At 71.2% G+C, this 13133-nt stretch carries 10 protein-coding genes; 6 read left to right on the top strand and 4 right to left on the bottom strand.

Annotated elements, in window-relative coordinates:
• Positions 1-41: 41 nt before the first annotated feature.
• A complete protein-coding gene (locus tag ITJ57_RS17670; protein ID WP_194671298.1) occupies positions 42-1136 on the bottom strand; it encodes an alpha/beta hydrolase in 1095 nt (364 codons plus the stop codon).
• Between the two features lie 81 nt (positions 1137-1217).
• On the opposite strand from ITJ57_RS17670, the gene ITJ57_RS17665 reads away from it, so the two are divergent.
• A complete protein-coding gene (locus tag ITJ57_RS17665) occupies positions 1218-2075 on the top strand; it encodes a D-alanyl-D-alanine carboxypeptidase family protein (protein WP_370582482.1) in 858 nt (285 codons plus the stop codon).
• 255 nt (positions 2076-2330) lie between these two features.
• Here ITJ57_RS17665 and pgm read toward each other — a convergent pair whose 3' ends face one another.
• Positions 2331-3950 (bottom strand): phosphoglucomutase (alpha-D-glucose-1,6-bisphosphate-dependent), encoded by a 1620-nt coding sequence (pgm, locus tag ITJ57_RS17660; RefSeq protein ID WP_194671297.1) that lies wholly within the window; start codon positions 3948-3950, stop codon positions 2331-2333.
• A 79-nt stretch (positions 3951-4029) separates the two neighbouring features.
• Positions 4030-5577, bottom strand: coding sequence for an alpha/beta hydrolase (locus ITJ57_RS19895; protein WP_194671296.1), 1548 nt, complete (start codon positions 5575-5577; stop codon positions 4030-4032).
• A gap of 291 nt (positions 5578-5868) precedes the next feature.
• Here ITJ57_RS19895 and pheA point away from each other — a divergent pair, with 291 nt between their 5' ends.
• A complete protein-coding gene (gene pheA / locus ITJ57_RS17650) occupies positions 5869-6831 on the top strand; it encodes a prephenate dehydratase (protein ID WP_056782137.1) in 963 nt (320 codons plus the stop codon).
• Between the two features lie 14 nt (positions 6832-6845).
• Here pheA and ITJ57_RS17645 read toward each other — a convergent pair whose 3' ends face one another.
• On the bottom strand, positions 6846-7514 hold the full coding sequence (locus ITJ57_RS17645; protein WP_194671295.1) for a GntR family transcriptional regulator: 669 nt from the start codon (positions 7512-7514) through the stop codon (positions 6846-6848).
• A gap of 151 nt (positions 7515-7665) precedes the next feature.
• Between ITJ57_RS17645 and ITJ57_RS17640 the strand changes: the two genes are divergently transcribed.
• From ITJ57_RS17640 to ITJ57_RS17625, 4 genes are all read left to right on the top strand, one after another.
• Positions 7666-8895 (top strand): MFS transporter, encoded by a 1230-nt coding sequence (locus ITJ57_RS17640; protein WP_194671528.1) that lies wholly within the window; start codon positions 7666-7668, stop codon positions 8893-8895.
• Between the two features lie 188 nt (positions 8896-9083).
• Entirely contained in the window at positions 9084-10439 is a 1356-nt protein-coding gene (gdhA, locus tag ITJ57_RS17635; RefSeq protein ID WP_194671294.1) for an NADP-specific glutamate dehydrogenase, read from the top strand.
• A 204-nt stretch (positions 10440-10643) separates the two neighbouring features.
• Positions 10644-11900 (top strand): FAD-binding oxidoreductase, encoded by a 1257-nt coding sequence (locus tag ITJ57_RS17630; RefSeq protein ID WP_194671293.1) that lies wholly within the window; start codon positions 10644-10646, stop codon positions 11898-11900.
• Complete coding sequence (locus ITJ57_RS17625) at positions 11897-13072, top strand: FAD-dependent oxidoreductase (protein ID WP_194671292.1); 1176 nt, start codon at positions 11897-11899, stop codon at positions 13070-13072. The genes ITJ57_RS17630 and ITJ57_RS17625 overlap by 4 nt, the downstream gene beginning before the upstream one ends.
• Positions 13073-13133 lie beyond the last annotated feature (61 nt).

Below are 13133 nucleotides of genomic sequence, written 5' to 3'. Positions count from 1 at the left end.
CAAACTTACACCCGGCGCAAGTTCCGCGGCAACCGAACCGATCAGGGCGCCGTGGTCGCTGCGGCGTCGAGCTCGGCGTCGAGCGCCGTCAGGTAGTCGAGGGTCGCGGTGAGCGCCACGTGCGCGTCGTCCAGGTCGAGGTGGAACTGGTACTCGTGCGGCAGCGCAGGTTCGTGGTCCGCGGCCCAGAACAGCTTCGTGACGGGGACCTCGGCGGCTTCGAGGGCCTGGCTCATCGGCACCGACTGCAACCAGGTGAGGGCGTCGCCGTTGCCGCCGGTGATGAAGGTCGGTGGGAAGTCCGCGGTGACGAAGTCGATGGTGGACATGAGCGCGCCGGTCGAGGTCTCCGACCAGTCCTTCGTCCCCGCATAGGCCCAGAGCGCGGTCTGCAGGCCCCACGCGCCGATGCCGTCGAGCTCCGCCATCGCCGTCATGTCGTAGACGCCGCAGTTGAGGATCGCCCCGACGAGCTGGTCCGCGCGGATGCCGGGGGTCATCCCGCTGAGGGCGGCGTAGTCGGGGTTCGTCGTCAGGACCGCGAGCTGGCTCGCGAGCTGTGATCCGGCGGAGTCGCCGGCGAGGACGATCCGGTCGGGGTTCCCGTTCCACTCCGGCGCGTGCTCGGAGATGTACGCGAGCGCGTCGTTCAGCTGGTCCACGGCCGTGGGATAGATGGCCTCCGGGGCGATCGTGTAGTTCACGGCGATCGTCGTGTAGCCCTCGGCGGCGAGGATCCGCAGGTACGGTTCGACGTTGCCCTTCTCGCCGGAGATCCACGCCCCGCCGTGGATCCACACGATCGTGGTCAGCGGCTCCGTGCCGTCGGCCGGGGTGAAGACGTCGAGGGTCGTGTCGACCTGGGGGCGTCCGCCACTGGGTGCGGCGTAGGCGACGTCGCGGTACTCGGTGAGCTTCGTGTCCGGGACGTACGGCTCCATCTCGGCGACCGTCGCGGCCCCGCCGCGCTCGAAGACCGAACGGATGAGCAGAGCGGACGGCCACGGGGTGATCGCCGCGACGACCGCCACCACGAGCCCGAGACCGACCATGACGGCGACCGCGGTGAGCAGCCGGCGGAACCGCGGACGCCGGCGACGCGTGGGCGCGTGGTGTGCTGGCGTCGCTGCAGTCATCGTCGGGCCCCTCGTCCGGTGTGCGTGCCTGTCGACAGTGTGGCAGAGGCGGACTCGGCGTGTCACGGTTAGGCTCGACGGGTGACCGCAGCCCATCAGCCCTCCCACCGACGCCCGGTCTCGCCGCGCGTGCGTCGCAACCGCGTGATCGCCTTCGGGGTGCTCGCGGCCGCGCTCGCGATCCTGCTGGTGGTGCTCGTCGTCAACATCGCCGGGGGAGCGACGCCCGCCCCGGTCGCCGCCACGAAGACGCCGAGCGCCACGCCGACGGCCACCCCGACCCCGTCGCCCACGGCCACGCCGACGCCGACCGAGACCACCCCGGTCGCCCCGCCGGCACCGCCCGCGTTCGACAAGGCGGCGTTCTCGATCGACGACCCGCTGAGCCCCTGGGTGGTCGTCAACAAGACCCGGCCGCTCAACCCCGTCGACTACACGCCGCCGGACCTCGTCGCCGTGCCCGTCGCGCACACCTGGGACCCGCTGCTGCGTGCCGAGGCCGCCGCGGCGATCGTGCAGATGTTCGACGCCGCCTCGGCCGAGGCCGGCCTGTCACTCGCCTCGAACAGCGCGTACCGCAGCTACTCGAGCCAGGTGTCCGTGTACGACAGCGAGCCCGACGACGCGACGACCGCGCGACCCGGCTACAGCGAACACCAGACCGGCTGGACGATGGACATCGGTGCCGCGAGCGGGAACTGCTCGCTCAACACCTGCTTCGGTGACACGGCCGAAGGCCAGTGGCTGGCCGCGAACGCCTACCGGTTCGGCTTCCTCCTGCGGTACCCGGCCGACAAGGTCGAGGTGACCGGGTTCTCCTTCGAGCCGTGGCACTACCGCTACATCGGGGTGTCGCTCGCGACCGAGATGCACAACACGGGCGTCACGACGCTCGAGGAGTTCTTCGGACTCCCGGCCGCACCCGGGTACTTGAACTAGCCCTTCGACAAGCTCAGGGACCGAGGGTACGGCTCAGGGACCGAGGGTACGGCTCAGGGACCGGCCGGGGACGAGTCGGGCCCCGGAAGACCGGTCACTGAGCCTGTCGAAGTGCGCCCTTCGACAAGCTCAGGGACCGGGAGGGTGCGGCTCAGGGACCGGGAGGGTGCGGCTCAGGGACCGGGGCGGGGCGGGGCGACTCAGGACCCGGACGGCTCAGGGGCCGGGGCGGGGCGGCTCAGGGACCGCGGAAGCCTAGGCGCCGAGGGCGTCGTCGACGATCCGCTTCGCCTCTGCCTGCACGAGCTTCAGGTGCTCGGCACCCTTGAAGGACTCCGCGTAGATCTTGTAGACGTCCTCGGTGCCGGAGGGGCGGGCCGCGAACCACGCGTGCTCGGTCACGACCTTGACCCCGCCGATGGCGGCGTCGTTCCCCGGTGCGTGGCTGAGCTTCGCGACGATGGGGTCGCCCGCGAGTTCGGTCGCCGTGATCGCATCGCCGTCGAGCTTGCCCAGGCGTGCCTTCTGCTCCTTCGAGGCCGCGGCGTCGACACGCTCGTACACCGGGTCGCCGAAGCGCTCGGTGAGTTCGCGGTACAGCACCGACGGGGTCTTGCCGGTGACCGCGAGGATCTCCGCGGCGAGCAGGCACAGGAGGATGCCGTCCTTGTCGGTCGTCCACACGGAGCCGTCGAAGCGCAGGAAGCTCGCGCCGGCGCTCTCCTCGCCGCCGAAGCCGACGGTGCCGTCGACGAGACCGGGGACGAACCATTTGAACCCGACCGGGACCTCCCACAGGCGACGCCCGAGCGACTCGGCCACCCGGTCGACGACCGACGACGACACGAGGGTCTTGCCGACCGCGGCGTCCTCGCGCCAACCCGGACGGTTCGCGTACAGGTAGTCGATCGCGACGGCGAGGTAGTGGTTGGGGTTCATGAGTCCGGCGTCGGGGGTGACGATGCCGTGGCGGTCGGCGTCCGCGTCGTTGCCGGTGAGGAGGTCGAACTCGTCACGACGGGCGACGAGCGCGGCCATGGCCGACGGTGACGACGGGTCCATGCGGATCTTGCCGTCCCAGTCGAGCGTCATGAACGCCCACGCCGGGTCGACGTGCGGGTTCACGACGGTGAGGTCGATCTCGTAGCGGTCGGCGATCGCCTGCCAGTAGTGCACGCTCGCACCGCCCAGCGGGTCGGCACCGATGCGGATGCCGCTCCGCTTGATGGCGTCGAGGTTGACGATGTGCTTCAGGTCGTCGACGTAGTTGCCGCGGAAGTCGTACGTCTCGACGGCCGAGGGCTCGGCCATCTTCACGTCCTGCAGGCCACCGGCGATGAGCTCGTTGGCGCGGTTCGCGATCCACGAGGTGGCGTCGGAGTCGGCCGGCCCACCATGCGGCGGGTTGTACTTGAAGCCGCCGTCGGCCGGCGGGTTGTGGCTCGGCGTGACGACGATGCCGTCGGCCTGGTCACCGTTGCCCTCCGCGTTGTACTTGAGGATGGCGTGGCTGAGCGCCGGCGTCGGGACGAAGTCGTCGAACTCGTCGACGAGCACCCGGACCCCGTTCGCGACGAGGACCTCGAGCGCCGTCGTCTGCGCCGGCCCGCTGAGCGCGTGCGTGTCGGAACCGATGAAGAGCGGACCGGTGATGCCCTGGCCCGCGCGGTACTCGACGATCGCCTGCGTCGTGGCGGCGATGTGGTCCTGGTTGAACGCCGTGTTCAGCGAGGAGCCGCGGTGGCCGGACGTGCCGAACACGACCCGCTGCTCCGGGATCGAGACGTCGGGCTTGCGCGTGTAGTACGCGTCGATGAGCGACGGGACGTCGATCAGGTCGGCTTCGGTGGCGGGGGTCCCAGCGCGATCGTTCATCGCCCCAGTCTGGCAGCAACCGATCGGGTCAGGAAGGCGCTTGACCTCCGGATGTCGGGCACCCGACGATCGCGGACGGTCAGCGGGTGGCGAGGACTGCGGCGGCGCTCGCCGAGGCCGACGTGGTGGTTGCCGGGTCGGTCGTCCTCGAGGCGGCGGTCGCACCCGGGTGCCGTTCGCCGGCGGGGGTCGTGAGGTCGGGCAGCGCGTAGGCCTTCCCGGTCACGATGCGCTGGATCGCGTAGAGGCTCTCGGTGGCCGGCCCGAGGTACTTGCCCCGGTCGTCGGCGTTGCTCGAGCCGACCGCGTTGTGGCCGTCGACGGCGCCGAGGTGGTCGCCGTCGCCGAGGGTCAGGCCGTCCGAGCCGAACACGGTCGCTCCCCAGGTGTCACCGGTCGGGTTCGCCCGCCCGGACAGGATCTGCCCGAGGCCCGCGAGGGTGTCGGCACTCGCCTGTGAGGCGTACACGCGACTGGTGGGGACATGGAGGTCGGTGATCGCGATCTCGGAGGGGATGCCCGCCGAGCCGAGCATGACGAAGTCGTCGACGTGGTAGTCGCCGGAGGCCAGCGCGAGCGAGGCCGTCGCCGTGCCGTAGGAGTGCGCCACCACGCTCAGCTGCGAGGAGAGACCGTGCGTCGTCCGGTACGCGTCGTAGCCGGCCAGCACGCCGGCGAGCAGCGGTGCCCCCTCGATGGCGCGGTCGTTGGAGGGCACTTCGAGGGCGGTCGGGCTGTGGCCGCCGATCCAGAGGATCACCGCGCTGTCCGCCGCGGCCGTCTGGATGCGCTTCGCGCCGCGCAGGTAGTCGTCGAGCTCGAGTGCGCTGCTGTTCATCCCCGGGACGAACACGGTGACGTAGGTGGCGGTGTCGACGTCGCCCACCGCGACCGCGACGCGAGGAGGACCGGCCCCCGCCGCCTGCAGCGTGATGAGGTACTCGGGCTGGAGCCTGGCGGCGACCGCCTCCGGGGCGTACCGGTCGACGAGCAGCTTGATCGCGTCGAGTCGCGACACGGTCGTCGCGAGGGCCATCGATGCCGCTTCGCCGTCCACCTGATCGGCACTCGCCGTCATCGCGCGGTAGCTCGCCTCGGTGTCGGTGAGGAGCCCGGCGAGGCGGGACACGTTGGCGGTCGCGCGGTCCGTGTAGGTGACGCCCTCGAGGTTGCCGATGATCGCCGGGTAGCCGGTCATGAGCAGCGCACGGTATCCGGGCGGGAAGGCGGTCCAGAGCTGGGCGACCTGGATCGACGACATCGTCGTGAGGGCGGACGCCGCAGCGGCGAGGTCGCCCACGTAGGTCGCGGTGAAGGCCGCTGCGCTCATGGTGGGGACCGTGGACGCCGCCGGTGCGAAGTCGGAGGCGGCGATCGCGCTGGCCCCGGCGGTCGAGGTCTGCGTCACGGTGACGACGCCGGCGAGGATCGCGGCGATGGCGACGGTCATGACGACCGACTTGACGAGCGTGACGCGCGCTGCGGAGAGCGGCCGCCCGACCCATGTCGGGAGCCGCCAGGCGGGCAGGGTCCAGGAGGGTGCGATGTCGAACGCGGCCTCGGCGCCCGCCGCGAGGTTCAGTCGAGGAGTGGTCCGCGAGGCGGCGTCGGTGAAGACACTCGTCACGTCACTCCTGTTCGTCGTCTCAGGCCATCGGGTGGAGCCTCGCGCGACGTCGGATCACGCATCGAGATCGGGGAGACGAACGGCCGTGAACTCGCATCCCGAGACGAGCGGCAGCGCCCAATACACCCTTGTATCCATTGTGACGGGTATTGGCGTGTTTTGAATAGCTCAAAACGGGGGGTATCCGGGCCGAAACGGCCCGTTTTTCCTGAATATCAGCCGGATGTGACCTGGATGGGAGTCAACACGACGCCGGAGGTCTGTCGCGAGCCACGCGGTACGCTCGGAGGCATGTCTGCCGCACCCCCCGAAGACGCCCGTCGGAGCTACAGTTTTCTCGGTCCGAGCGGGACCTTCACCGAGGTCGCGCTCGGCCAGGTCGAGGAGGCGAGAGGCCAGATCTGGAAGCCGGTCAGCAACGTCGGCGAAGCCCTCGGCGACGTGCTCGACGGGCGCAGTACGGCCGCCGTCATCGCCATCGAGAACTCCGTCGACGGCGGGGTGTCCGTGGCGCAGGATGCACTGGCCACGATGCCCGGTCTGCGCATCGTCGGCGAGGTCCTCGTCCCCGTCAACTTCTTCCTCGTCGCCCGCCCCGGAACCCGCCTCGAGGACGTCGCGATCGTGAACGCGCACCCCGTCGCCTACGGGCAGTGCCACCTGTGGCTCGACGCCAAGCTGCCCTCGCATGGGCACATCCCGGCGTCGAGCAACGTGGCGGCCGCGGCGTCGCTGCTCGACGGCACCTCGACCGCGGACGCCGCCGTCGCCCCGCCCGGCATCGTCGACCACTACGAGCTCGACGTCCTCGCGGAGAACATCGGCGACAACCCGAACGCCGTGACGCGCTTCGTCGTCGTCAGCCGCTCCCGCGAGATCCCGGCGCGGACGGGTGCCGACAAGACGAGCCTCATCGTGGAGCTCCCGAACGACCAGGCCGGCTCGCTCCTCGACATGCTGGAGCAGTTCTCCACCCGTGGCGTGAACCTGAGCCTCATCGAGTCGAGGCCCATCGGCGACGCCCTCGGGCGCTACCGCTTCGTGATCGACGCCCTCGGGCACATCGAGGACGAGCGGATGGCCGACGCGCTGCTCGGGCTCCGCCGGTTCAGCCCGAACGTGATCTTCCTGGGCTCCTACCCGAGCGCCGACCGCACCGCCGTCGACTACCACTCGCGGTACAACGACGAGGTGTTCATCGAGGCGCGCGACTGGCTGCGCGGGTTGCTCTCGGCGGAGCCGCTCGAGGACTGAACCGTGGCGGTCGCTCAGGCGACGATGTCGACGCCGTGACCGCGGAGGCGACGCTGCTCGGCGGTCAGTGAGGCGATGAGTCGTTCGTTCGTGCCGCGGATGTGGTCGGCGACGAGCTCGGCCGCGCGCGTCGCGTCGCCGGCGACGACCGCATCGAGGATGGCGTGGTGCTCCCGGGAGGCCTGGTCGCGGGCCTCCGGGGTGCGGACCTCAAGCCAGCGGGTGCGGGCGAGTCTGACCATCGCCCCGTGCACACCCTCCGCGAGCATGCGGTTGCCCGAGAGCGCCGCGAGCTCCTCGTGGAAGTCGCCGCCGACCCGCAGGACGGTGCGCTCGTCGTCGGGGCGAGGCTCGTCGAGGAGCGCGCGGACGGCGGCGAGCTGCGCCTCGGTGGCGCGCTCGGTCGCGAGTCGCACCGTCGCCGTCTCGAGTGCCTCGCGGTACTCGGCGATGAGGCCGATCTCCTCGAGGTCGATGGGGGCGACGATCCAACCGCGACCGTCGCGCTTCACGAGGCCCTCGGACTCGAGCCGGGTGAGTGCCGCCCGCACCGGCGTGCGGGAGGCGGCGAAGCGTTGCTCCAGGCCTCGCTCGGTGAGTGACTGACCGGGCGCGAGGTCGAGCGTGAGGATGGCCGCTCGGAGGCGGTCGTAGAGCTGGGTCGTCTGCGTCGGGGTGCTCATCCATGCCCTGTTCTCGTCGACTGCTTTGGTATACCAAAATGGTGTACCGTCATGCTAGCAGCCGGATGGACCGGTTGCAGGAAGCGGTTCGATGACCGGAACGACCCCGCCCACGACGGCCCGTGCGGCCACCCGTGGACGCCGCCCGCCGATGCCGAACGCCGGCCGCGCCTGGGCGGTCCTCGGGCTCGGTGTGGCAGCCCAGACCGCCGGGACGCTCTTCGTCAGCACACCGGCGTTCCTCATCCCGCTCCTGCACGCCGAGCGGGGCATGTCGCTCGCCGAGGCCGGCGTCCTCGCCGCAGCGCCCACCCTCGGCATGGTGCTGACGCTCATCGCCTGGGGCTGGCTGGCCGACCGCATCGGTGAACGGGTCGTCATCGCCGGCGGCCTCGCCCTCACCGCGCTGGCGGCCGCTGGAGCGATCGCGGCGGACGGGGTCATCCCTTCGCTCGGCTACGGGCCGCTCGGGATCCTGCTGCTCCTCGGCGGAGCGGCGTCGGCGAGCACGAACTCGGCGAGCGGTCGGATCGTCGTCGGCTGGTTCCCGAAGGATCGTCGAGGACTCGCGATGGGGATCCGGCAGATGTCCCAGCCGCTCGGGGTCACCGTGGCCGCGGTGACGGTGCCGTCGGTCGCGGCGGCGTCGGGCATCTCCGCGGCGCTCACGATCTCGCTCGTCGCGACGGGCGTCCTCGCGGTGGCCTGCGTCATCGGGCTCCGCAACCCGCCACGGACCGTCGCTCCGACGCCCGTGCCGACCGGGACGACGCCGAACCCGATCGCCGCACGAACGCGCAACCCGTATCGCGGCGACGCCTTCCTCTGGCGCATCCACGCCGTGTCGATCCTGCTCGTCGTACCGCAGTTCACCCTGACGACCTTCGCCCTCGTCTGGTTGGTCTCCGATCAGGGCTGGAACGCGCTCGCCGCGGGTGTCCTCGTCGGCGTCTCGCAGTTCGTCGGGGCGGTCGGGCGGATCGGCGTCGGCGTGCTCAGCGACCGGGTCGGCAGCCGGGTGCGTCCGCTGCGCTGGGTCGCCGTGTCCGCGGTCGTCGTCATGCTGCTCCTCGCCGCGGCCGGGTTCCTGCAGTGGCCGGTCGCGGTGGCCGTGGCGCTCGTGGTGGCCAGCACGGTGACGGTCGCCGACAACGGGCTCGCCTTCACCTCCGTCGCGGAGATGGCCGGTCCCGCCTGGGCCGGCCGTGCGCTCGGGGCGCAGAACACCGGACAGTTCATCGCCGCGTCCGTCGTCGGTCCGGCGGTCGGCGCGCTCATCGGCCTCGTCGGGTATCCCGTCGCCTTCCTGGTCGTCGCAGTGCTGCCGGTGGTCGCGATCCCGATCATTCCGAGCGAGGCCGCGGAGCACGACCACCTCTAGCCCGTCGTGCTCCCGGCTCGGTCGGCTCGTCTAGTCGACGTTTGACGGATATCTATCACGGCTGCCAGGCTTGCCGAGGCCTCACGACGGCCCGTGTACCTCCCCGCCGGCGGGTCGCGCTCCACTGCCTCCGACCACCGTCGAGCGACAGTCGGAGACGCCTGGTCGGCCGATCAGAAAGCACCACAGTGACCGGCACCACCACGTCCACCGACCCCGTCCACGCCGTCGCGGAGGCCGCCCTGCGGCGCAACGCGGGCGAACCCGAGTTCCACCAGGCGCTCCTCGAAGTCCTCGAGTCCATCCGCCCTGCGCTCGACGAACACCCGGAGTACCTCGAGGCGGGCATCCTCGAACGCCTCGTCGAGCCCGAACGGCAGGTCGTCTTCCGCGTGCCGTGGACCGACGACCGCAACCGGGTGCAGGTGAACCGCGGCTTCCGCGTCCAGTTCAACTCGGCGCTCGGCCCGTACAAGGGCGGGTTGCGCTTCCACCCGAGCGTGAACCTGTCGATCGTGAAGTTCCTCGGGTTCGAGCAGATCTTCAAGAACGCCCTCACCGCGCAGGGCATCGGCGGCGCGAAGGGCGGGAGCGACTTCGACCCGCACGGGCGATCGGACGCCGAGATCATGCGCTTCTGCCAGAGCTTCATGAACGAGCTCTACCGCCACCTCGGCGAGCACACCGACGTCCCGGCCGGCGACATCGGTGTCGGCGCGCGCGAGATCGGCTTCCTCTTCGGCCAGTACCGGAAGATCACCAACCGTCACGAGTCGGGCATGTTCACCGGCAAGGGCGTCGGCTGGGGCGGCGCCGAGGTGCGCACCGAGGCCACCGGGTACGGGACGGTGTTCTTCGTGGACGAGATGCTCGCGGTCGACGGCCGCGGGGTCGAGGGCAAGCGCGTCATCGTGTCGGGTTCCGGGAATGTCGCGACGTACGCGATCGAGAAGGTCCACCAGCTCGGCGGGACCGCCGTCACCGCATCGGACTCCTCCGGGTACGTGGTCGACGACGCCGGCATCGACCTCGAGCTCCTCAAGCAGATCAAGGAGGTCGAGCGCGGCAGGATCTCCGAGTACGCCGCCCGCCGCCGGGGCGCCCACTTCGTCGCCGGGGGCAGCGTGTGGGACGTCCCGGGGGAGATCGCACTGCCGAGCGCGACGCAGAACGAGCTGCACGAACGCGACGCGATCGCCCTCGTGAAGCACGGCGTCGTCGCGGTCGCGGAGGGCGCGAACATGCCGTCGACGCCCGAGGCCGTGCGGGTGTTCCAGCAGGCCGGCGTCCTCTTCGGCCCCGGGAAGGCGGCGAACGCCGGTGGCGTGGCGACCTCGGCGCTCGAGATGAGCCAGAACGCGGCTCGGCAGCGATGGTCCTTCGACGACAGCGAGGTGAAGCTGCGCGGCATCATGCACGGCGTGCACCGCGCCGCCTACGAGGCCGCCGAACGCTACGGCCGGCCGGGCGACTATGTCGTCGGGGCGAACACCGCCGCGTTCGTGAAGGTCGCGGACGCGATGCTCGCCCAGGGCGTCATCTAGTCCCGCCCCGCTCCGCGACCGGTTCACGATGCAGGAGGCCGCCGGTGCGTCGAGCAGCACCGGTGGCTTCCCGCGTCGACACACCGACCCGGTCCTGAACGGTGGAGCACGAACGGGAGCGACGAGTCGGCCGAAGGTGCGAGACGGGTGTCGGACCGTTACGGCGTGGTCGGTCCGCGGGTGAGGAGTGAGTAGCCTCGAATGATGACCGACTCCCGTCCTGCGACCACTGTCATCGTCGGTGCCGGCCTGTTCGGCCTGTCGACCGCCGTCCACCTCGCCCGTGCCGGACGACGCGTGACGGTCCTCGAATCGGGCGCGGCTGCCGACGCGACCACCGCCGCGGGAGCCGGCTTCGTCGGACTCTGGGCCGCCGGGTACGCCTGGTACTGGAACGAGTCGGAGCTGGCCCTCGAGCAGGCCGGCATCGACTTCTACCGCGGCCTCGACGCCGCCGGGTACGACATCGCCCTCCGCGATACCGGCAACGTCTGGCTCGCCCTCACCGAACAGGCCGTGCTGGATCACCTGCTGCCGTTCGCCGAGCACCCGCTCCGTCCCGAGGACGCCCGACTCCTCACCGCCGTGGAGACCGCCGAACTCGTGCCGGGGCTCGACCCGGAGGCGATCGTCGGCGCCTTCATCCACCCGGACGGCATCCAGATCAGCGCGCCGGACGCCGGAATCGCGCTCGCGGACCTCGCCAGGGCGGAGGGCGTCGAGATCGTCGAACACACACCGGTCGTCGAGCTCATCGTCGAGGACGGCCGGGCCGTCGGCGTGCTGACCGCAGCGGGCGACCGGGTGCTCGGCGACGAGGTCGTCCTGGCCGCAGGCTCCTGGACGAACGAGCTGCTCAGCACGACCGGGCGCGAGCTGCCGTTCGCCCGCGTGATCGCGAGCCGACTCACCACCGCGCCCTTCGGCCTCGACGAGCTGCCGACCCTGATGATCCCGGAGCTCGGCGGCCTCTGGATCAGGGAGCATCTCGGCGGCCTCACCTACGGCAACGGCGTCGGTTACGAGGCGCTCGCGGTGCGTGACAGCCCGGCTGACCGCCGACCAGACCGCCCGGACCTCATCGAGACGATGCACGAGCACCTGACGCCGATCGTCACCGAGCTGATCCCCGCCGCCGCCCCCGTCCTCGACGCCGCTGAGGCCGTCCAGGGCATCGTGTCGTACACGGCCGACCGACGGTTCATCGCCGGTCCGGTCCCCGAACTCGCCGGGCTGTTCGTCGTCGCCGGCGACAACGAGTCGGGCGTCACCCACGGTCCCGGCCTCGGCCGCATGATCGCCGAACTCATCGTCACCGGCGAGAGCCCCTTCGTCGACGCGTCGCGCTACGCGCCCGATCGCTTCCCGGCCCGACCGTTCGCCGACGAGGCGGCGGTGGCGGCTGCCATGCCGGCACGCCGGGCAGTCGACGCCCGAGCCCGGGCGGAGCAGGCCCGATGAGCGACCCCTCGCCCACGACCGGACCGGCACCCCTGCCCGAGCGGGTCGAGGTCGTCGTCATCGGAGCCGGCGTCGTCGGTGCCGCCGCCGCCCGTGCGCTCGCCGAGCGCGGCCATGAGGTGCTGCTCGTAGAACGCTTCGAGCGCGGCCACGAGCGCGGTTCCTCCCACGGCGCGACCCGCATCTTCCGCCAGGGGTACGACGTCGACGACTACGTCGCCCTCACCTCGGAGGCCCTCGCAGGCTGGCGCGAGCTCGAGGAGCGGAGCGGCCGGACCCTGCTCGAACTGACGGGCGCCCTCGACCACGGGCGTCCGGAGATGCTGCACGGGATCGAGGCCGCGATGACCCGAGGTGGGATCACCTCGGAGCGGCTCTCCCCGGAACAGGCGGCGGAACGTTGGCCCGGTCTCCGGTTCGAGCAGGAGGTCCTCCATCACTCGACCGGCGGGCGACTGTCATCAGCGGAGGCGATCGAGGCGTTCCTCGACCTCGCCGTCGTGGCCGGCGCGACGCTCCGGTTCGGCGTCCGGGTCACGGGGGTCGAGCCGATCACGACGACCGGCACCAACCCGGCCGGTGCCGTCGTCCGCACCGAGCTGGGAGACGTCGCAGCCGGCCACGTCGTCGTCGCCGCCGGATCATGGACGCCGGACCTCGTCGGAGAGCTCGCCGCGAACGTCGGCCGCCCGCTCCCCGAGATCGTCGTCACCCAGGTGCAGCCCGCCCACTTCCCGACCACGCTCGCCGCGGAGGCTTGGCCGAGCTTCGTCCACTACCCGGACGACGGCTCGAGCGTCTACGGCCTCCTCACCCCCGGCGAGGGCGTGAAGGTCGGTCTGCACGGTGGTGCGGTGCACGTGCACCCCGACGAGCGCGACGGCCTGGCCGAACCGGAGGAGCTCGCGCGCCTCACCGCCTACGTCGCCGAATGGGTGCCAGGGGTCGACGCGTCGGCACCGCATACCATCAGTTGCCTCTACGACCTGAGCCCGAGCGAGGATTTCGTGATCGACCGGATCGGCCGGATCATCGTCACGACGGGATTCTCCGGTCACGGGTTCAAGTTCGGGCCCGTCCTCGGACGCCTCGTCACCGATCTCGTCGACGGCGACGCCCCGCACCCGCGATTCGCCCTCGCAGCCCACACCCCACCCGACCCGCGCGGTTAACGCCGCCTCCCACGGGCGGACCTCCCGCCCAGCGCCACAGCACCGGCGCCACCCGCCCGGA

Origin of the sequence: Plantibacter sp. VKM Ac-2880 (assembly GCF_015351235.1) — a bacterium.
Lineage (GTDB): Bacteria > Actinomycetota > Actinomycetes > Actinomycetales > Microbacteriaceae > Plantibacter.
The sequence above is the reverse complement of the archived record's forward strand: the minus strand, read 5'-3'. Positions and strand labels throughout refer to the sequence as shown.

Excerpts from the sequence above, each read along its gene's own strand:
- ITJ57_RS17670 (WP_194671298.1), bottom strand. The coding sequence starts at position 1,136 with ATGACTGCAGCGACGCCAGCACACCACGCGCCCACGCGTCGCCGGCGT.
- pgm (WP_194671297.1), bottom strand. The coding sequence starts at position 3,950 with ATGAACGATCGCGCTGGGACCCCCGCCACCGAAGCCGACCTGATCGAC.
- pheA (WP_056782137.1), top strand. The coding sequence starts at position 5,869 with ATGTCTGCCGCACCCCCCGAAGACGCCCGTCGGAGCTACAGTTTTCTC.
- ITJ57_RS17645 (WP_194671295.1), bottom strand. The coding sequence starts at position 7,514 with ATGAGCACCCCGACGCAGACGACCCAGCTCTACGACCGCCTCCGAGCG.
- ITJ57_RS17640 (WP_194671528.1), top strand. The coding sequence starts at position 7,666 with ATGCCGAACGCCGGCCGCGCCTGGGCGGTCCTCGGGCTCGGTGTGGCA.
- ITJ57_RS17630 (WP_194671293.1), top strand. The coding sequence starts at position 10,644 with ATGACCGACTCCCGTCCTGCGACCACTGTCATCGTCGGTGCCGGCCTG.
- ITJ57_RS17625 (WP_194671292.1), top strand. The coding sequence starts at position 11,897 with ATGAGCGACCCCTCGCCCACGACCGGACCGGCACCCCTGCCCGAGCGG.